This window comes from Herbiconiux solani NBRC 106740 (genome assembly GCF_001571005.1).
Classification (GTDB): Bacteria; Actinomycetota; Actinomycetes; order Actinomycetales; family Microbacteriaceae; genus Herbiconiux; species Herbiconiux solani.
Map to the genome: position 1 here is coordinate 396,306 of NZ_BCST01000005.1, position 19,407 is coordinate 415,712.

17 protein-coding genes are annotated in these 19,407 nt (G+C 72.0%); 4 read left to right on the forward strand and 13 right to left on the reverse strand.

Annotated elements, in window-relative coordinates:
* Nucleotides 1-43: 43 nt before the first annotated feature.
* The 10 genes from HSO01S_RS11595 to HSO01S_RS11640 form a co-directional block, all read right to left on the reverse strand.
* A complete protein-coding gene (locus HSO01S_RS11595) occupies nucleotides 44-1,048 on the reverse strand; it encodes an ABC transporter permease (RefSeq protein ID WP_066041502.1) in 1,005 nt (334 codons plus the stop codon).
* Nucleotides 1,045-2,568 carry a sugar ABC transporter ATP-binding protein gene (locus HSO01S_RS11600; RefSeq protein ID WP_066041505.1) on the reverse strand — a complete coding sequence of 508 codons (1,524 nt, stop codon included), beginning with the start codon at nucleotides 2,566-2,568 and terminating at the stop codon, nucleotides 1,045-1,047. Before HSO01S_RS11600 ends, HSO01S_RS11595 begins: the two co-directional genes overlap by 4 nt.
* Before the next feature lie 247 nt (nucleotides 2,569-2,815).
* A complete protein-coding gene (locus tag HSO01S_RS11605; protein WP_157079030.1) occupies nucleotides 2,816-3,583 on the reverse strand; it encodes an HAD family hydrolase in 768 nt (255 codons plus the stop codon).
* A gap of 36 nt (nucleotides 3,584-3,619) precedes the next feature.
* Nucleotides 3,620-4,546: an endo alpha-1,4 polygalactosaminidase gene (locus tag HSO01S_RS11610; RefSeq protein ID WP_066041509.1), complete on the reverse strand. Its 927-nt coding sequence runs from the start codon at nucleotides 4,544-4,546 to the stop codon at nucleotides 3,620-3,622.
* A gap of 128 nt (nucleotides 4,547-4,674) precedes the next feature.
* The gene (locus HSO01S_RS11615) at nucleotides 4,675-5,385 is read right to left on the reverse strand and encodes a response regulator (protein ID WP_066041511.1); all 711 of its coding nucleotides are present in this window, start codon (nucleotides 5,383-5,385) and stop codon (nucleotides 4,675-4,677) included.
* Nucleotides 5,382-6,887 carry a histidine kinase gene (locus HSO01S_RS11620; protein ID WP_157079031.1) on the reverse strand — a complete coding sequence of 502 codons (1,506 nt, stop codon included), beginning with the start codon at nucleotides 6,885-6,887 and terminating at the stop codon, nucleotides 5,382-5,384. The genes HSO01S_RS11615 and HSO01S_RS11620 overlap by 4 nt, the downstream gene beginning before the upstream one ends.
* Complete coding sequence (locus HSO01S_RS11625; protein WP_066041515.1) at nucleotides 6,830-7,699, reverse strand: ABC-2 transporter permease; 870 nt, start codon at nucleotides 7,697-7,699, stop codon at nucleotides 6,830-6,832. Before HSO01S_RS11625 ends, HSO01S_RS11620 begins: the two co-directional genes overlap by 58 nt.
* The gene (locus HSO01S_RS11630; protein ID WP_066041518.1) at nucleotides 7,696-8,685 is read right to left on the reverse strand and encodes an ABC transporter ATP-binding protein; all 990 of its coding nucleotides are present in this window, start codon (nucleotides 8,683-8,685) and stop codon (nucleotides 7,696-7,698) included. Before HSO01S_RS11630 ends, HSO01S_RS11625 begins: the two co-directional genes overlap by 4 nt.
* Nucleotides 8,686-8,833: 148 nt before the next feature.
* Nucleotides 8,834-10,909, reverse strand: coding sequence for an acyl-CoA dehydrogenase family protein (locus HSO01S_RS11635; protein ID WP_066041598.1), 2,076 nt, complete (start codon nucleotides 10,907-10,909; stop codon nucleotides 8,834-8,836).
* Nucleotides 10,910-11,183: 274 nt separating this feature from the next.
* The gene (locus HSO01S_RS11640; protein WP_066041520.1) at nucleotides 11,184-12,431 is read right to left on the reverse strand and encodes an MFS transporter; all 1,248 of its coding nucleotides are present in this window, start codon (nucleotides 12,429-12,431) and stop codon (nucleotides 11,184-11,186) included.
* A gap of 56 nt (nucleotides 12,432-12,487) precedes the next feature.
* Here HSO01S_RS11640 and HSO01S_RS11645 point away from each other — a divergent pair, with 56 nt between their 5' ends.
* Together HSO01S_RS11645 and HSO01S_RS11650 are read left to right on the forward strand one after the other, a co-directional pair.
* A complete protein-coding gene (locus tag HSO01S_RS11645) occupies nucleotides 12,488-13,015 on the forward strand; it encodes a winged helix-turn-helix transcriptional regulator (protein ID WP_218003799.1) in 528 nt (175 codons plus the stop codon).
* Nucleotides 13,016-13,098: 83 nt separating this feature from the next.
* Nucleotides 13,099-14,175 (forward strand): alkene reductase, encoded by a 1,077-nt coding sequence (locus HSO01S_RS11650; protein WP_066041523.1) that lies wholly within the window; start codon nucleotides 13,099-13,101, stop codon nucleotides 14,173-14,175.
* A 74-nt stretch (nucleotides 14,176-14,249) separates the two neighbouring features.
* Here the strand turns inward: HSO01S_RS11650 and HSO01S_RS11655 are convergent, their stop codons facing one another.
* Nucleotides 14,250-14,960, reverse strand: coding sequence for a lysophospholipid acyltransferase family protein (locus HSO01S_RS11655; RefSeq protein WP_066041524.1), 711 nt, complete (start codon nucleotides 14,958-14,960; stop codon nucleotides 14,250-14,252).
* Between the two features lie 125 nt (nucleotides 14,961-15,085).
* Between HSO01S_RS11655 and HSO01S_RS11660 the strand changes: the two genes are divergently transcribed.
* Nucleotides 15,086-15,802: a thioredoxin-like domain-containing protein gene (locus tag HSO01S_RS11660; protein ID WP_066041526.1), complete on the forward strand. Its 717-nt coding sequence runs from the start codon at nucleotides 15,086-15,088 to the stop codon at nucleotides 15,800-15,802.
* Nucleotides 15,803-15,807: 5 nt separating this feature from the next.
* Complete coding sequence (locus HSO01S_RS11665; RefSeq protein WP_245635984.1) at nucleotides 15,808-16,635, forward strand: DUF305 domain-containing protein; 828 nt, start codon at nucleotides 15,808-15,810, stop codon at nucleotides 16,633-16,635.
* A gap of 23 nt (nucleotides 16,636-16,658) precedes the next feature.
* On the opposite strand, the gene recQ is transcribed toward HSO01S_RS11665, so the two are convergent.
* Together recQ and HSO01S_RS19080 are read right to left on the reverse strand one after the other, a co-directional pair.
* Nucleotides 16,659-18,842: a DNA helicase RecQ gene (gene recQ, locus HSO01S_RS11670; protein ID WP_084361588.1), complete on the reverse strand. Its 2,184-nt coding sequence runs from the start codon at nucleotides 18,840-18,842 to the stop codon at nucleotides 16,659-16,661.
* A 116-nt stretch (nucleotides 18,843-18,958) separates the two neighbouring features.
* Nucleotides 18,959-19,407: thiamine pyrophosphate-dependent enzyme (locus HSO01S_RS19080; RefSeq protein WP_505688874.1), on the reverse strand; the 449-nt coding region annotated here is incomplete at its 5' end.

Below are 19,407 nucleotides of genomic sequence, written 5' to 3' on the forward strand. Positions count from 1 at the left end.
GGATGGTGGTGTGTGGCTGTGATGGAACGGGTGATGTGATGCGTCAGGTGAGTTGGCGCGCCTTCTTCCTCTTGGCGAACTGGATGGTGGTCAGCAGGACGGCGACGAGGATGAGCGCGCCGCGGAACGCGTCCTGCAGGTAGGTGGAGACGTTCAGGAGCACGAGCAGGTTGCTGATCACGGCGAAGATCAGCGTGCCGACCAGGGCGCCGAAGACGCGGCCCTTGCCGCCGACCAGGCTCGTGCCGCCGATGACGACGGCCGCGATGGCGTTCAGCTCGTAGCCCGTGCCGGCGGTCGGGGTGCCGACGCCGACCCGCGAGGCGAGCAGGAAGCCGGCGAAGCCGGATAGCACGCCCGCGATCACGTAGACCAGGAACAGGGTGGAGCGCACCGGGATGCCGGCGGCCCGCGCGGCCTCCTTGTTGCTGCCCGAGGCGTAGACCCGGCGGCCGAAGACCGTGCGGCGCACCAGGAAGGCGACGGCCGCGGCGAGCACGAGCCAGAGGATGCCGATGACCGGGAAGCCGAACAGCGTCGACGAGGCGATCCCCCGGAAGTCCTCGGCCTGCGGGGTGACGGGCACGCCCTCGGTGTAGGCGTAGACGAGTCCGCGGGCCAGCGCGAGCATCCCGAGCGTCACGATGAACGCCTCGAGCCCGCGGAAGGCGACCAGCCAGCCGTTGATCGCGCCGATCGCCGCGCCCGTGAGCACCGCGACCAGGATGGCGAGCGGCACGCTCGCCCCCGAGAACAGCCCGGCGGCGAGCACTCCCGCGAGCCCGACCACGGAACCGACGCTGATGTCGATCCCGCCGGTGAGCACGACCAGGAACTGCGCGAGCGTCACGATGCCGATCACCGAGGCCTGGAGCACCAGGTTGGTCAGGTTCTGCGGGGTGAAGAAGGCGCTCGTCGAGATGCCTGCGATGACGAGCAGCAGGATCAGGATGTAGAGCGGGTACTGCTCCTTCGCCCAGGCGCCGACGCGCCCCCAGTCGAGACCGGCCCGGCCGGTCGGTGCGGTGGTGGTGGATGTCTGAGTCATGCGGTTACTCCTGCGAGGGACGCCCGGATCAGGTCGTCTGTCGTGCTGGTTGCGGGTGTGAATTCGCCGACGAAGCGGCCTTCTTTGAGAACGAGGATGCGGTTGCAGAGCATGAGCGCCTCCTCGGCCTCGCTCGTGACGACCACGACGGCTTTGCCCTCGTCGGCCAGTCCGTGCACGATCTGGTAGATGTTCATCCGGGCACCGACGTCGATGCCCTTGGTCGGCTCGTCCAGCAGCACGACCTCGGGCCGGGCCTCGAGCCACTTGGCGATGACGACCTTCTGCTGGTTGCCGCCGGAGAGCGTCCTGGTCAGGGTCGACGGGCCGCCCTTGACCTGGTACTCGGAGATCAGCTCGCCGATGCGCTTGTTCTCCTTGCGCCGGTTCACCACCCCGAGCCGGGAGTAGTTCTTGATCGTGGCGAGGGTCATGTTCTCGCCGTTGGTGAAGTCCTTGACGAAGCCCTCCTTGCGGCGGTCCTCGGTGAGGTAGGCGATGCCCTTGGCGGCGGCCTCGCCGGGGCTCTTCGGGTGCACCTCCTGACCGTTCAGCGTGACCACGCCCGCGTCGCGGGTCTGGTTGCCGGAGATGGAGCGGATGATCGAGCTGCGCCCGCTGCCGACCAGGCCGTAGATGCCGAGCACCTCGCCGGGGCGCACCTCGAATGAGACGTCGGTCGCCGATCCCGAGCTGAGGCCCGAGACCTCGAGCACCGGCCGGGTCGTCGTCGCCACCGGGGCCGGGGCCTCGATCGCGCTCACCGCCTCGCCGATCATCAGGGTCATGACCTCGGCGGGGGTGGTCTCGCTCGTCGTGACGACGTCGACCAGCCGGCCGTTCCGGAGCACGGCGATCCGGTCGGCCATCGAGAAGACCTCGGGCATGCGGTGCGAGACGAAGATCACCGAGACGCCGGCGGCGCGCTCGCGGTCGACCAGGGCGAGCACGTCCTTGAAGTGCTCCTCGGTGGTCGAGGCGGTGGTCTCGTCCAGCAGGAGGACGGTGTGCTCGTTGACCTGGGTGCGGCTGAGCGCGAGCATCTGGCGGAGGCCGGGCCCGAGCTCACGGCCGAGGCGGTCGGGCGAGACGCCGTGCAGGCCGACGGCGGCGAGCACCTCCCGGGTGGCCTCGGCGCGCTTCCGCGGAACCGTCTTCCAGCCGCGCACCGAGCCGGCCGAGCTGATGCACTTGATGAAGACGTTCTCGGCGACGGTGAAGTCGTCGATGATCATCGGCTCCTGGTGCATGAGCAGGATGCCGGCGTCCTGCGCATCCGCGGGCCCGTTGATCGGCTTGTCCCAGCCCGCGATGCGGATCGACCCGCTCGTGGGCTGCTCCTGGCCGGCCAGCAGCCGGGCGAGCGTGGACTTGCCGGCACCGTTCGCGCCGCAGATCGCGAGCACCTCGCCGGCGTAGCCGGTGAGCGAGACGCCGTCCAGTGCGGTCACACCGGGGTAGCTCTTCGAGACGTCGACCGCCTCGAAGGCGACGGTCTTCGTCGATGACGGATCGGTCATGTCCGGTGGGCTCCTTTGCGCGCACATCTTGCCGCGAGGCGTGTAGTGATACTACGCGATTGTATGTATGAGACTCCGGAAATGGCAAATTGCTCGGTCGTATCGACCATTCCCGGTAGTTGCGCTACATCTGAATGCTCCGGATGGCAAGGGCGGAAGCCCGCCCGGACGGCGCGGACGGGCTCGGGAGCGCGGGGGCTCAGGAGGGCACAGGCCCGGAAGGGCGCCGGCTCAGGCGTGCGCCGGCTCAGGAGACGAGCGGCAGCAGTTCGTCGAGCGAGGCGATGACGTGCACCGCGCCGGCGGCACGGAGCGTGCGGGGGTCGCAGGCGACCGCATCCGTCACGCCGATGGCCGTGTAGCCCGCCGCGGAAGCGCAGCGGAGGTCGGCCGTGGAGTCGCCGACGAAGTAGGCGTTCGCCCGGAGCGGCCGGTGCCGGAGGAGGAGTTCGAACTTGTCGGGCACGGCGACGTCGACCGAGTTCCAGACTGCGGGCACCGCGAGGGCCCGCTGATCGAAGCGCACCGCGGCGGCCGAGGCGGCCGAGACCACGCCGAGCCACGCGCCCGAGGCCGCCAGCGCCGTCAGCGCGGCCGCGGCGCCGTCGCGGAGGTGCGCGCGGGTGCCGGCGAGCGCCTCGCTCCACTCCCGCTCGGCGTCGTCACGGTCTTCCGGCGCGACTCCGAGCTGCTCGAACAGCTCGGAGAGCGGGAGGCGGAAGCGCACCGAGAACTCGGTCTCGCCGAGCGGCTGAAGGCCGCGACGCACGAGCACCGTGTTGACCGCGGCCCGTGCCCGGTCGGCGTCGATCACGACCGCGCCGTTCCAGTCGAACAGCACCATCGTGTGCTCGAGCAGGGCAGGCAGCCCCGGGGCGGTGATCCGCCGATCCACGTCGCTCGTCACCGATCGCCCCATCCGCTCGGCCCCGGCGGCGCGGATCAGCGGACACGCGGCGGCGGGGTAGTCCGATCCATCATCCGGGGGCCGGACGGCCTCAGTGCGACGTGGCACGCGAACCCCCGGTGAACGGCGGGTGAAGAACGCCCGTCAGCAGCGGGCGTAGACGTGACCGGGTTCGCCGGCCGGCACGAGCTTGCGGTCGCGCTGCACGGTGCCGGCGGGCAGCGCCGGGTCGGCGCAGACATCAGACCAGGCCGCGCTCAGCGCGCCGGCGTACTCGATGTCGAGCACGGCGGCCCCGTACACCTCGGTGTACGCGCCGCACTCGCCGAAGCGCTGGCACTCCTCGGCGACCGCGAAGTCGAAACCGATGTCGGTCTTGCCGCGGGCCTCGAGCTCCGGGGTGTTCTTCTGCGCCACGGCGAGGCCCGAGCTGTGCGCGAACTCGACGATCAGGCGGGCGTAGGCGATCGTGTCGTAGAGCGTGGTGCCGCCCTCGGAGCGCCTGTAGGCGTCGAGGTTGTCGAACTCCACGGCCTGGAACCCCTTGCCTGCGCAGCCGGCGACGGTCACGGCCGTGCGGTCGGCGATCGCCTGGCGGTTGTCGGGGGTCGAGATGTCGAGGATGCTCTCGTCCGGCCAGGCGGGATCGTTCACCGTCTTGCCGTCGCTGTCGTGCACCTTGAGCGACTCGGGCCAGTAGCCGTCGGGCTGGCTCTGGAAGGCGTTGACGTAGCAGATCGAGTAGACGCCCTCGACGGGATCGGCCGAGCTGTCGCGCGTCACGACGGTGACCCCGGGCGGAGGATCGTAGGCGCCGCCCAGCTGGTAGTCGAAGACCGGATCGGCGGGGAGCGTGTTCACCACGCCCGGGGCCCAGGTGGGCGTCGGGGTGGGGGTGGGCGTCGGAGCGCCGGTCGCCGCGTCGGCGGAGGGTGAGGACGAGCCGCCGGAGTCGACCGGGTCCGAGGCCGGCACGCAGCCGGCCAGACCGAGCACGAGCGCACCCGAAGCGAGGACCGCACCGAGCGTGATCGCGACCCGCGGCGGGCGGGCGGGTCGGTGCGTGCTCATGGGGCCGATCGTACCCGGTGCTCCTGGCCGGTCGCCGTGCGGGTGCCGAGCGGCCTGGCCATCGCCACTGCCGCCGCCACTGCCGCTGCCGCTGCCGCCGCGACGGCCACGCTGCGGGCCGCGGCCGCTCAGACCAGCCCCGCCGAGTAGGCGAAGATCACGGCCTGCACCCGGTCGCGCAGCTCGAGCTTCATCAGCACCCGTCCCACATGCGTCTTGACCGTCGACTCCGAGAGGTGGAAGCGGGCGGCGATCTCGGAGTTCGTCAGCCCCTCCGCCATCGCCACGAGCACCTCGCGTTCGCGCTCGGTCAGGGTGCCGAGGGCATTCGGGGCCTGCCCGGCGCGGGGCGCGTGATGGGCCCCCGCATCCGTGCCCGGCGTCTGCCCGGCGGACGCACCCAGCTGCGGGCCGAACAGCTCGAGCAGCTTGCGGGTGACGCGCGGCGAGACCGCGGCGTCGCCCGAGGCGACCGCCCGGATGGCGGCGGCCAGCTCGGCGGGCCTGGCGTCCTTCAGCAGGAATCCGCTGGCTCCCGCCTCGAGGCCCGCGAAGGCGTACTCGTCGAGGTCGAAGGTGGTGAGGATGAGGATGCGGCTGCGCGGGTTGGCCGCGACGATCGCCCTGGTCGCCTCGATCCCGTCCATCCCCGGCATCCGCACGTCCATCAGCACCACGTCGGGGTTCAGCCGGGCGGCCTCATCGACGGCCGCGCGGCCGTCGCCGGCCTCGCCGACCACCTCGAAGCCGGGCTGCGCGTCGAGCACCATGCGCATCCCCAACCGGATCAGCTGCTGATCGTCGACCAGGAGCAGCCGGATCACGGGTTCGTCGGTCATCTCTGTCCTTCCATCCGGGCGTGCACCAGCCATCCTCTCGGGCCGGCCGGCCCCGCGCTGACGGTGCCGTCGTGCACGCCGACCCGCTCCCGCATCCCGATCAGGCCCCGCCCGGAGCCGAGGCTCTCGGCGCCGCGCCCCGGGTCGATCCCGTCGTCGACGACGTCGATCGTGATGCCGCCCTCGGCGTCGAAGCGCACCACGACGTCGACGACCGTGGCCTGCACCGCGTAGCGGAGGGCGTTGGTCAGCGCCTCCTGCACCACCCGGTAGACCGTGAGCTGCAGCACGGGGTCGGCGGGCGGTGGTCCGCTCGTCGTGTAGCGCACCGGGAGTCCGGCGGCCCGGGTGGCCGCGATCAGCTCGCCGAGCTCGTCGAGGCCGGGCTGGGGTGCGAGCGGGGCGAGGCCGGGCGACGCCGCAGCCGAGTACCCGGCGCCCCCAGCGGCACCGATCGCGGCACCGACCGCGGCACCCGAGTCGCCCGAGTTGCCCGTGGCCCCGTCCTCCTCCGGCTCGGCGAGCACGCCGAGGGCCCGGCGCATGTCGGCGAGCGCCCGCCGAGCTGTCACCCCGGTCTGGGTCACGGCCTCCCGCGCGGCCTCCGGCGAACGATCGAGGCTCGCCTCGGCGCCGTCGCTCAGGGCCACGATCACGGTGAGGCTGTGGGCGACGATGTCGTGCATCTCGCGGGCGATCCGGGCGCGTTCGCCGGCCGCGGCGAGCCGGGCCTGCTGGTCACGCTCGCGGGCGAGCTGCGACGCGCGGTCGAGGAGGGCCTGGATGTACCGGCGGCGGTTGCCGAAGGTGATGCCGACGAGCGTGGCGACCACCATCAGCAGGCCGAAGAGCACCGCGAAGCCGACGATCGCGACCGGGTTCGACGGGTCGTCGATGATCATCGAGGCGACCGCGCAGGCGACGGCGATGCCCGTCCACAGCCAGGCCGAGCGCGACGAGCGGTAGACCGCGAGCGCGTACAGCGCGAACATCATCGGCACCGCGTCGAGCTGCTGCGGGGCGCTCGGCATAGCGAACAGGGATCCCGCGCAGATCGCCGCGGTCATCACCGGCACATGGCGGCGGAAGAGGAGGCCGACCGTCACCGCCCCGGTGACGTAGAAGAGCAGCACCGCGAAGACCGGCGAACCGCGGAGCGGGTCGCCGTCGTAGGGCGAGAACCCGAAGAACGAGCCGACCAGCGCGAACAGGGCGGCCGACCCCATCGGCACGGCGTACGACCCGGCGATGAAGCCGTCCAGCAGCCAGGGGTGGCGATTGAAGTAGGCCCGGATGAACCCGGGGGGCTTGGGCAGACGGAGGTCCTCGGCGCCGGACGGCAGGGCCGCCGGCGCCGAGGGGACGGGTCCGGACGGCCCCGGCGGGGGTGCCGCCGGGGCCGTGGTGGATCCGGATGGCCCGTCGGGGCCGGGTGTCGAGACCGTCAGGCGTCCCTCCGTTTGAGCAGCACGGCGGCAGTCGTTACGAACACCGCGATCCACCCGAGCATAACCAGCACCGCCTGCCAGGGCTCGAAGACCCCGCCGCCCAGGAAGAGCGTCTGCCCAGCGCTGCTCGGCAGCCACTGGCCGAGCACGCTCGCCCACTCGGCGTTGACGAAGCCGAGGACGATGGGGACGACCAGGACCAGGCCGACCGCGGCCGCGATCCCGCCGGCGGTGACCCGGAGGATGGCGCCGAGGAAGTAGGCGATCAGGCCGACCAGCACCAGGTAGCCGGCGGCGCCGACCAGGCGACCCCAGACATCCGGGTCGGTGATGTCGCTGGTGACGCCGCGGGCGTCGAGCATGCCCCAGGTCACGGCGTAGGCGGCGAAGACCGCGATCAGGCCGACCACGAAGGTCGACACGGCGAAGACGAGCGCCTTGCCCCAGAGCACGGGGAGTCGCTTGGGCACCGCGGTGAAGGTCGAGCGGATCTGCCCGGTGCCGTACTCGCCGCTGATCACGAGCACGCCGAGCACCGAGACCACGAGCTGCCCGAGCATGACGCCGAGCGACGCGGTCAGCACGGCGGTCTGCGCGGCCGCGGCGCCGGTGACCGCGGCCTCGGCTCCCCCACCGGGAGCGCCGGGGCCGCCCGGGCCGGTCGTCCCCATGTTGACGGTCAGGGCGAAGAGAGCGGCCATGCCGATCTGCAGCAGCACGACGATCAAGTAGGCCCAGACGGTCGAGCGCAGGGTGGTCAGCTTGATCCACTCGCTCTTCAGCACTCCCGAGAACCGCAGCCGCGACGGCGGCAGGGGCTGGTGGGAGGCGCGGGCGCGGGTCGGGGTCTCGGTCGCGGCGCTCATCGGGCCACCTCCTGGGTGTTCTCGGCGGCCACGGGGCCGGTGGATGCGGGGCCGCCGGATGCGGGGCCGCCGGGTGCGCCGGGCGTGACCACCGTGCGGTACTCCACCTCGTCGCGGGTCAGGTTCATGTAGGCGTCCTCGAGGGATCCGCTCACGGTGCTGAGCTCGTGCAGGGCGACGCCGAGCGAGAGGGCCGTGTCGCCGATCACCTCGGCGGTGAGCCCGCGCACCTCGATCACGCCGTCGCCGAGCTGGGTCACGTCGACGTCGGGCTGCGAGAGCCGGCGGGCGACGTCGTCGATCCGGGGGCTCCGCACCCGCACGAAGGTCTGGGTGGAGTTGACGATGTCCGACACCGGGGCGTCGGCGATGACCCGGCCCTTCCCGAGCACGATGAGGTGGTCGGCCGTCAGCGCCATCTCGCTCATCAGGTGGCTGGAGAGCAGCACCGTGCGGCCCTGCGCGGCGAACTGCCGCACGAAGCCGCGCACCCAGAGCACGCCCTCCGGGTCGAGGCCGTTGACCGGCTCGTCGAGGATGAGGGTGGCGGGGTCGCCGAGCAGCGCGGTCGCGATGCCGAGCCGCTGGCCCATGCCGAGCGAGAAGCCGCCGACCCGCTTGCCGGCCACCGAACGCAGACCGGTCAGGTCGATGACCTCGTCGACGCGCCGGTTCGGGATGCCGTGGGTCGCCGCGATCGCGCGCAGGTGGTTGCGGGCGCTCCGGCCGGTGTGGACGGCCTTGGCCTCGAGCAAGGCGCCGGCCTCGTGCAGCGGCGACCGGTGCTCGGCGTACGGACGGCCGTTCACCGTCACGCGCCCGCTGGTCGGGCGGTCCAGCCCCATGATCATGCGCATGGTCGTCGACTTGCCGGCGCCGTTCGGGCCGAGGAAGCCGGTGACGTGCCCGGGCCTCACGGTGAAGCTGACGGTGTCGACCGCCGTTTTCGCTCCATAGCGTTTGGTCAACGACGTGGCCTCGATCATCGGTTCTCCTAGCGTGGGCTGACGCGCGTTCTGCGCACCCCTCACGTTACGGAGACCGCCTCGCCGGGCCATCCGCCCGCGGTGCCGTCTCTACGCCGGCGCCGGCCTCCCGAGGTGGTACCGCAGTACCACCCCGGGATATCGCGGCTCAGTGCTGGGGCTTCGCGGTGTCGCGCTTCTTCGCGTCCTGCTTCTTCTCCTGCTCGGGCAGGGTGCCGGCCGCGCGCGCCGCACGGTAGTACTCGCGGGCCTCGGTCTGGCGGGCCTTCTCGGCGCCGGAGGCGATGGCCGCGCGGGTGTGCTCCGGGCCGTAGCCGAAGGCCTCGACCAGATCCTGCGCGTGCGGGCGGAGCCGGGCCGAGAGGCGCTCGGTGTAGAGCCCGACGGCCCGCGCCCGCGTGGGCGAGAGACGTCCGTTCATCAGGTACCAGGCGAGGTGCTTCTCGACCAGGCCCAGCCCGAACAGGTCGCGCAGCCAGGTCAGCACCACCCGGGTGCCGTCGTCCATCCCGCTGGCCAGGCCCTGCTCGCCGTCGACGGCCTCGGTGAAGGCCTCCCACTGGAGCAGCTCGGCGTGCGCCCGGGCCGCCTCGATGATCTCGGACTGGTGCAGGTTGAACAGGTCGGCCGCCGCCTTCTTCGACAGCTTCGACGCCGGCCGGAGCTTCGCGGCGACCTCGGCCACCATCGTCTCGACGCGGTCGGTGAGCAGCTGGCGCTGGGCCGAGGAGTCGCGGAGCTGACCCACCGAGCGGGCCGTCGAGCCGAAGTCGGCCACTGTCTGGGCGAGCGACCGGAGCCCCGAGCCGTTCATGGTCCGGTCGGCGGCCTGGCCGGCGACGTAGCGCGCGAGCACCCCGAAGTCGGCCTTCGCGAGCTTGCGCCCGTAGTCCGAGAGCAGGCGCTTGGCGACGAGCTGCAGCAGCACGTGGTTGTCGCCCTCGAAGGTCGCGTAGACGTCGAGGTCGGCGCGGAGCCCCACCAGGCGGTTCTCGGCGAGGAACCCGGCTCCGCCGCAGGCCTCGCGGGCCTCCTGCAGGGTGTCGAGCGCGTGCCAGGTGCTGAGCGGCTTGAGGGCGGCGGCGAGGGTCTCGAGATCTTGACGGTCGTCATCCGTGTCGTGGGCGCCGGAGAAGACCTCGTCGAACTTGGTCAGCAGCTGCTCGTGCGCGAAGCTCGCGGCGTAGGTCGTGGCGAGCTTGGGCATCAGGCGCTTCTGGTGCAGCTGGTAGTCGAGCAGCACCTCCTCGTCGGTGTCGCTGCCCGCGGTGAACTGGCGGCGCTGGTTGCCGTAGGTGACCGCGATCGTCAGGGCGATCTTGGCGGCGGCGACCGAGGCGCCGTCCAGCGACACCCGGCCCTGCACCAGGGTGCCGAGCATCGTGAAGAAGCGGCGGCCGGGGCTCTGGATGGGGCTGGAGTAGGTGCCGTCCTCGGCCACCTCGCCGTAGCGGTTCAGCAGGTTGAGCCGGGGCACGCGGACGGCGTCGAAGTGCAGCCGGCCGTTGTCGATGCCGTTGAGCCCGCCCTTCAGGCCGTCGTCCTCCCCGCCGATCCCGGGTAGGAACGCGCCGGTGGCCGGGTCGCGGAGCGGCACGTAGAAGGCGTGCACCCCGTGGTTGACGCCCTTCGTCACGAGCTGGGCGAAGACGACGGCGGCGGTGCCGTGCACGGCCGCGTTGCCGAGGTAGTCCTTCCACGCACCGCGGAAGGGGGTGTGGATGACGAACTCGCCGGTCTCGTCGTCGTAGGTCGCCGTGGTCCCGATCGCGGCGACATCCGACCCGTGGCCGGTCTCGGTCATCGCGAAGGCGCCGGGCACCTCGAGGCTCATGATCGCCGGGAGGAAGGTCTCGTGGTGGTAGCGGGTGCCGAGGTGCAGCACGGCGGCGCCGAAGAGCCCCCACTGCACGCCGGACTTGATCTGCAGGCTGGGGTCGGCCGTCACGAGCTCCTCGAAGCCCGCGATGTTGCCGCCGTGGTCGTCGTCGCCGCCGAGCTCCTTCGGGAAGGCGCGGTGCACCTGCCCGTTCTCGACCAGCAGCTTCAGCTGCCCGAAGACCCGCTCGCGGTGCTCTTCGACGCTCTGCCCCTCGATGCGCTGCATCTCGGGCTTCGCGGTCAGCTCACGGGCGGCCAGCCGCACGTCGGCCCAGGTGCCGAGCAGGTAACGGCCGAGCTGCTCGACGTCGGTGCGCGCGACGACCACGCCGTTGCCGGTCATCCGGTTCGGGCCGCTCGACCCGGCGCGCTTGGGCAGCTGGGCCGAGGCGTCGAGGTCCTTCTCGATCGCCTGGGCCTCGGAGGTCTCGTCGTCGCGGGCTTCGTCGTCGCGCGGGTTCGTGGTGTCGATCGTGTCCGTCATCTGGTGGTCCTCTGTCGTCCTCGTCGTCGTGTCATTCCACGATAAGAAGGGACTCCACGGGGCGGAAACGGCCCGTGACCGGCCTACAAACCAGAGCCGAGACGGTGTCGCGACGGCTGTGGACATCCCACAGTCAGGGCCGCGAAACCACTGCCGAGGGCGACAAAGAGGGCGAGGCCGTAGCGGTGGCGGAACGGCGGAGGCGGCGGTCGACCGCGGCCAGCACGATGGCGCCCGCGGCCAGCACCCCCACGACCGGGGCAGCGATGTCGACCGCCGGCCCGAGGCCGAGCGCGGTCGCCAGGGCCCCGGCGCCGACCGCCGTGGCCGCCTGCAGCAGGTACGACACGAGGTAGACCAGCGAGAGGGATGCTCCGCGGTGCTCGGGCGGCGCCGCCGCGTTGATCACGCCGAGCCCTCCGCTGAAGGCGAAGGAGTACCCGACCCCACCGACCACGCACCAGGCCAGGAAGAGCACGATCGACCCAGTCGCCGCGGCGGCGGCCATGAGCCCCAGGCCGCCGAGCGAGACGACCCCGCCGATCACGATGGAGAGGTGGGCGGGCACTCCTCGGAGGAACACGGCGGTGACGCCGATCACGATCGACGAGACCCCGAGCAGGGCGCCGATCACGAACAGGTCGCTCGTGCCGGTGAGCTCGCGGGCCATCTGGGAGCCGAGGCCGAGGAAGATCGCACCCACGCTGTAGGCCGTCGAGACCGACACCGCGGCGGCGGCGAACGCCATCCGGATGCCGCCGGGCAGGTGGAGCGCGCGCGGCCGCCAGTCGGGCCGGCCGAGACCGGCGGTGTCGGACGGCGTCAGGGAGACGGCGACGAAGGCGACGGCCGAGAGCACGAAGAGCACCCCGAAGGAGAGCGTCAGGGGTAGCGGGGCGTACTGTGCGAGCACCCCGGAGATCAGCAGTGCCGCGGTCAGGCCGGTCGCGGTCGAGGCGGTCGTGAGCGTGCTGGCCACGCGCGGGTTCGACGAGGTGTTGTTCTCGACCAGCGCGGCGCTCGCGGCGCCGAGCGCGAAGCCGGTGCCGATGCCCTGCAGGGCGCGGCCGGCGTAGAGCCAGCCGACGTTCGGCGCGACCGCGAAGACCAGCGCGGCGACGCCGATCAGCGCGATGCCGAGCAGCATGGCGCGGCGGCGGCCGATGCTGTCGGAGAGGCCGCCGAAGACCAGGAGCACGATCAGCAGGGCCACCGGGTAGGTCGCGAAGACCGAGGTCGTGACCACGGAGGGCAGCTGCCACTCGGCGGCGTAGACCGGGTAGAGCACGCTGGGTGCTCCGCTCGCCCAGAGGCAGAGGGCGAGGACGGCCGAGGCCGACCAGAACGTACCGCGGCGGGCGAAGCGCCAGGAGGAGGTCATGGCACGACCTTACGGGTCTGGATTGGATTTTCCAACCCAGGGCGTAGGATGACGTCATGACGAGCCAGCCCGCGGCGCCGAAGCCGATGCACTGCCAGGTCGTGCGCACGCTCGACGTCATCGGCGAGAAGTGGTCGCTGCTGATCATCCGGGACGCGTTCCGGGGCAGCAGCCGGTACTCGGAGTTCCGCGAATCCCTCGGCGTGCCCCGCGACATCCTCTCGGCCCGCCTGGCGAAGCTCGTCGACGCGGGCGTGCTCGAGAAGCGCGGCTACCGCGAGGCGGGCTCCCGCGAGCGCTTCAGCTACCACCTCACCGAGAGCGGCCAGGGCCTGTCGGTCGTGCTCGCCGCGATGGTGCAGTGGGGCGACGAGTTCGCGCCCGTCGAGAGCGGGCGCGGGTGGCGGGTGCAGGATGCGGAGGGCCGGGGCCTGGGCCTGCGCTTCGTCGACGAGGCGGGTGCGGCGCGCGAGCCGGCGGAGGTGCGCTTCCGGCGCAGGGCTGTCGCAACGGACGCCGGGGCTGGGGCCGGGGCGCCCCCGGGAGCGCCCGCTGTCCCCGTTGCGCCCGTGGGAATCGGCTGAACCGCGGAATCAACGGCGCGCATCCGCGGTTCCGTTCTGGGGCCGCCGATCCGTCGCGGCCTTCCCACGACGACAGGAATCCTGTGAAGCTGTTCTCCCCTCTGGCCGCCGGCGATCTCGAACTGGCCAACCGCCTCGTGATGGCGCCGATGACGCGACTGCGATCCGACGAGCGCGGGGTGCCCAACGCCCTGATGGCCGAGCACTACGCCCAGCGGGCGAGCATGGGCCTGATCGTGAGCGAGGGCGTCTTCCCGAGCGCCGAGTCGCGCGCCTACCCGGGGCAGCCCGGCATCACCGACGACGAGCAGGCCGCCGGCTGGCGCCTCGTCACCGACGCCGTGCACGCCGCATCCGGCCGCATCGTCATGCAGCTGATGAACGGCGGACGCGTCACGACCACCGGGATCACCGGCACCGACCGGATCGTCGCACCCAGCGCGATCGCCATCGACGGCGAGACCCGGCTGGCCGACGGCTCGAAGGCCCGCTACGGCCTGCCGCACGCCCTGACCACCGACGAGCTCGCCACGGTCAAGGACGAGTTCGTGGCCGCGGCCCGCCGGGCGATCGACGCCGGCTTCGACGGGGTCGAGCTGCACTCGGCCAACGGCTACCTGCTGCACGAGTTCCTCTCCCCCGCCTCGAACACGCGCACGGATGCCTACGGCGGCTCGCCCGCGGCACGTGCGGCCTTCGTGATCGAGGTCGCGCAGGCCGTGGCGGCCGAGGTCGGGGCCGGGCGGGTGGGCAACCGCATCTCGCCGAGCCACAACATCCAGGACGTCCTTGAGACCGACCCCGCCGACGTGCTCGCCACCTACGGCACGCTCGTCGACGCGATCGCGCCGCTCGGCCTGGCCTACCTCAGCATCCTGCACGCCGAGCCCGCGGGTTCGCTCGTGCAGGAGCTGCGGACGCGCTTCGGCGGCACGGTCATCGTGAACAGCGGTTTCGGCGAGGTGACCACGGCCGACGAGGCCCACGCCCTGATCGACGACGATGTCGCGGATGCGGTCGCGGTCGGCCGCCCGGTGATCGCGAACCCGGATCTCGTCGAGCGCTGGCGCGGTGGGCACGACCTCAACGACGTCGACCAGGCGACGGTGTACGCCTCGGGTGCCGAGGGCTACACGGACTACCCGCGGCTCAGCGCGTAGGGCGCGGAGTTCCGGCCCGCAACCGCGGCAGGTCGGGCGGTTGCGGCGGGTCGGGCGGCGACGGGTCGGGCGGGTCAGGCGGGGTCGTTGCGGTGCAGCACCCGGCGCATCCGCTCGACCACGTTCGCCGCCGGGGGCTCGTTGTAGGCGTTCGCGAGCTCCTGGCCGGACATCGTGCCGATCGCGGTCATCACCTCGTCGGTCAGCCGACGGCGGGAGCGCGCGGAGGCCGCGTCGCCGAAGGTCGTGGAGTCGATCGGTTCGCCGAACTGCACGGTGACCGGCCGCACCCGCGGCACGCGCGCGTCGCCGGGCAGCAACTCCTCGGTGCCGGTGAGCGCGACCGGCACGATCGGGCAGCCGGTCGTGAGCCCGAGCCAGGCGACGCCGGTGCGCCCCTTGTAGAGCCGGCCGTCGCGCGAGCGGGTGCCCTCGGGGTAGATCGCGAAGGCGCCGCCCTCCTCCAGCACCTCGCGGCCGCTCTCGAGCGAGTCCTGCGCGGCCGTGGTGCTCTCGCGGTCGACCGGGATCGCGCCGATCGCCTCGAAAAACGCCTTCGAGGCGCGGCCCTTCGCCCCGGTGCCGGTGAAGTACTCGGCTTTGGCGAGGAAGCGTACGTCGCGCGGGGCGATCACCGTGATGACCACGCTGTCCATGAAGCTCAGGTGATTGCTCGCGAAGAGCACGGGACCGGTGCGCGGGATCAGTTCGCGGCCGATCACCGTCGGGCGGTAGACGACCTTCGCCAGGGGCCGGGCCAGCGTCTTCGCCACTGCTTTGAGCATCCACCGATCTTCACACGGGACGTATGCGTCTCGGGCTATGCGCGCGGCGTGGGCGCGCCTCGTTGCGCGCACATGGATCTTCCAGGCATCCTGGCAATAGTTGTAGCGTCAACCCTCCTATCGAAATGAGAAGCGTGTCTCCGCGTTCCGATCCCTCTGACTCCTCGCCGATCCCCCCCAAGGCGAAGGATCAGGCCAAGAAGCTCACCGTCAAGCAGGAGCGCGACGCGCGCCGGGCCGAGAAGGTCGCCCTGATGGTCGCCCAGCAGAAGAAGCAGACGCGCAACCGCCGCATCGCCTGGATCGGCGGAGGGGCCGCCGCGGTGCTCGCCGTGGGCCTCATCATCACGTTCGTGGTCTCGAGCGCGGCGCCGAAGGTCGACCCGGCGTCGATCTCGATCGGCGACCTCAAGACCTACCCCGACCTCACCGCGAACCACGTCACCGGAACGGTCGACTACGCGATGACCCCGCCCGCCGGTGGCGACCACGCCGGGGTCTGGATGAACTGCGGCGTCTATTCAGAGCCGGTCCCCAACGAGAACGCCGTGCACGACCTCGAGCACGGGGCCGTCTGGGTCACGTACGACCCGGCGCTGGTCGACGAGGCCGGCGTGAAGACGCTGCGCTCCAAGCTGCCGAGCACCTACATCGTGCTGTCGCCCTACCCCGGCATCGGGGCGCCCGTGGTGGCGTCGGCCTGGGGCAACCAGGTCTTCCTCGACGGCGTCGACGACACCCGGCTGGATGAATTCGTGACCAAGTTCTGGCGCTCGAACGACGCGCCCGAGCCCGGCGCCGCCTGCACGGGCGGGGTCGACGGGCCCGGGAAGGTCTCCTGAGCGTCGTGAGCCCTTCGGGGGCGGATGGCGTGGAAGGGTCGGGCGTCGCGGGCGGCGCGGGCGCCTCTGGCGGCCGGACGTTTAACCGCGGCCGCACGGTCCTCGCGGCGATCGTCGCCGCGGTGCTGCTCGGAGTCGGCGCCTTCGCCGCCGGCTGGCTCGCCGCCCCGCGCGTCGCCACTCCCTCCGACACGAGCGTCGAGGCGGGATTCGCCCGTGACATGCAGACGCACCACGACCAGGCCGTGCAGATGGCGATGATCATCCGCACGCAGACCGACGACCCCGAGATCCGTCAGCTGGCCTATGACATCGCGACCTCGCAGGCGCAGCAGTCGGGGCAGATGTTCGCGTGGCTGAACCTCTGGGGCCTGCCCCAGGCCTCGTCGCAGCCCGAGATGACGTGGATGCTGCAGCCGGTCCTCGACGGATCCGACGACGGCCACGGCCACATGGGCCAGCCTGCTCCGGCGGCCTCGGCGGCGGGCGACGCGTCGTCCGCTGGCGCCACCAATGGCACCACCACCGGCACCACTGCCGGCAGCGCCGCAGCGAGCACCAGCACCCCCGCGGACATGGTGCCCGGTCAGCCGATGCCCGGAATGGCGACGGATGCCGACCTCACCCGGCTCGGTGAGCTCACCGGCGTCGACGCCGAGCGCCTCTTCCTCCAGCTGATGATCGCCCACCACCAGGGCGGAGTCGAGATGGCCCAGGCGGCGATCGCGCGCACCACGAACCCCCTGGTGCTGTCGCTGGCGAACTCGATCGTCTTCGCGCAGCAGGGCGAGATCACCTACATGCAGTCCCTCCTGGACGCCCTCCCCGCCTAGCCCGCACGGCGGGCGGGAACGCGTCAGGAGTGGGCGGGAGGCGCGTCGGCGTCGTCGTAGGGCGGGACGTCGTCGAACGGCGGGTACTCGTCGTAGGGCGGCGCCTCGTCGTCCGGCGGCGCGTCGACGGGGAAGGACGGGCCCTCCTCGTCGTAACTGCGGACCGAACAGCCGCCGCGACCGCGACCGGCCGACGACCCACCGCGACCCGAACCACGGCCCGAGCCGCCAGAAGACCGACCGGATCCTCCCGAAGAACCCTCTCCCCCGGAGGCCGCGAAAGCGGGCGATCGCGACGAGCCAGGCGCTGCACCAGCACCGGAGCCCGTTCCCGTGCCCTCAGCCGCCACGTACTCACCGGCAGCGATGGTCGCGATCAGGCCCTCGCCGTACGACTCGCGCTTGCGGTCGCCGATGCCGGGGATCCCGACCAGACCGTCCACGCTCGTGGGCCGCAACGAAGCCACCGCCGCCAGCGTCGCGTCGTGGAACACCACGTACGCCGGCACCCCGGCCTCGCGAGCCGTGGCCGCACGCCACGCCCGCAGCGCCTCGAAGAGCTCGCCATCCGCATCCGACAGCTCGGCCTTGGCCGCCGAACGGCCGCCACGCCCACCAGACGAGCCGGAACCCGCACCCGAACCCGACCGCGCCGGCCGCTCGGGCTCGCGACGGAGCGACACCTGACGCTCGCCCGAGAGCACCGCCCCGCTCTCCGGAGTGATGACGAGCGTGCCGTAGCCGTCGTCGTTCACGGCGAGCAGCCCCTGCGCGAGCAGCTGCCGCACGACCCCGCGCCACTGCTGCTCGCCGAGGTCGGAGCCGATGCCCCACGTGGTCAGCGTGTCATGACCCCACTGCGCCACCCGGTCGGTGCGCTTGGCCCGCAGGATGTCGACGAGGTGCCCGGCACCGAACCGCTGGTTGCGCTCGCGGTCGAGGCGCACCACCGTGCTGAGCAGCTTCTGGGCCGCGACCGTGCCGTCCCACGACTCGGGCGGGGTGAGGCAGGTGTCGCAGTTGCCGCAGGGCTCGCTCTTCTGACCGAAGTAGGCGAGCAGGTTGACCCGGCGGCAGTGCACGGTCTCGCAAAGGGCGAGCATCGCATCCAGGTGCGCCGAGAGCCGACGGCGGTGCGTCAGGTCGCCGGGCGACTCGTCGATCATGCGGCGCTGCTGCACGACGTCGTTCAGCCCGTACGCCATCCACGCTGTCGACGGCAGGCCGTCACGGCCCGCACGTCCCGTCTCCTGGTAATAACCCTCGACCGATTTGGGCAGGTCGATGTGCGCGACGAACCGCACGTCAGGCTTGTCGATCCCCATGCCGAACGCGATGGTCGCCACGATGACGACCCCCTCGTCGCGGAGGAAGCGAGCCTGCGTGCGCGCGCGGACCCGTGCATCCAGACCCGCGTGGTACGGCATCGCGTCGACACCGTTCGCGGCCAGGAACTCGGCGGTCTTCTCGACCGTGTTGCGCGAGAGCGCGTAGACGATGCCGGCGTCGCCGGAGTGCTCGCCCTTGATGAACGACAGCAGCTGCTTGCGCACCTCGTTCTTCGGGTCGATGCGGTACTGGATGTTCGGGCGGTCGAAGCTCGCCACGAAGTGCCGCGCCTTGCCCATCGAGAGGCGCTGGGTGATCTCTTTGTGCGTCGCCTCGGTCGCCGTCGCGGTCAGCGCGATACGCGGCACCGTCGGCCAGCGCTCGGCGAGCTCGGCCAGCGCCAGGTAGTCGGGCCGGAAGTCGTGCCCCCACTGCGACACGCAGTGCGCCTCGTCGATCGCGAACAGCGCAATCTCGCCGTTCTCGAGGAACCGCTTCGTGGCCTCGGAGGACAACCGCTCGGGCGCGACGTAGAGCAGGTCGAGTTCGCCGGCCAGGTAGGCCGACTCGACCTCGGCGCGCTCCGCCGCATCCTGCGTCGAGTTGAGGAACGCCGCCTTGACGCCGACGGCCTTCATCGCCTCGACCTGGTCGTGCATGAGCGCGATCAGCGGCGACACGACCACGCCGGTGCCGGGGCGCACGAGCGAGGGCACCTGGTAGCAGAGCGACTTGCCGGCACCGGTGGGCATCAGGACGACGGCGTCGCCGCCCTCGATCACGTGGTCGATGACCTCGGCCTGGTCGCCGCGGAACGAGTCGTACCCGAAGACCCGGCTGAGGGTGTCGAGGGCCACGGATGCGGATGTCTGGGTCACGAGACGAGCCTAGTTCGCCCGGCCGACACCACGGCCGCGCTCCCCCAACCTGTGAGCCGATCGACGGGAAGGGACCCCTGTGCAGAAGGCGATGTGGGGCGCGCACCCCCGCACGATCACCGGTCCAGCGGCACCTCGAGGATGCTCGTGCCCGCAGGCGGCGAGGCGAGCGCCGAGTCGAGGTCGCCGCGGGTGGTCACCAGGCGGTGCTGCCATCCGTAGGCGGCGGCGAGCGCGGCCAGGTCGACGCGCTGCGGGGTGAACATCACCCGATCGAAGGCGGAGGGCTCGGCGGTCGAGGCGACCTCGAGGCCGTCGAAGATGGTTCCGCCGCCGTCGTTACCGACGATCAGCTGCACCCGGGGCCGCGTCTCGCCGGGCGGCAGCAGGAGCCCGCCGGCGTCGTGCAGGAGCGTGAGGTCGCCGAGGAGCACCCGGGTCGTACCGGTGCGGCCGGTCGTGCCGGTGCGGCCAGTCGTGCCAGCCGTGGCGGATCGGGCGGCCGCGCTGTCCTCCGCCGCCCCGCCGGCGGCGCCCGTGCGCCGCGCCGCGCTCGCACCCGGCC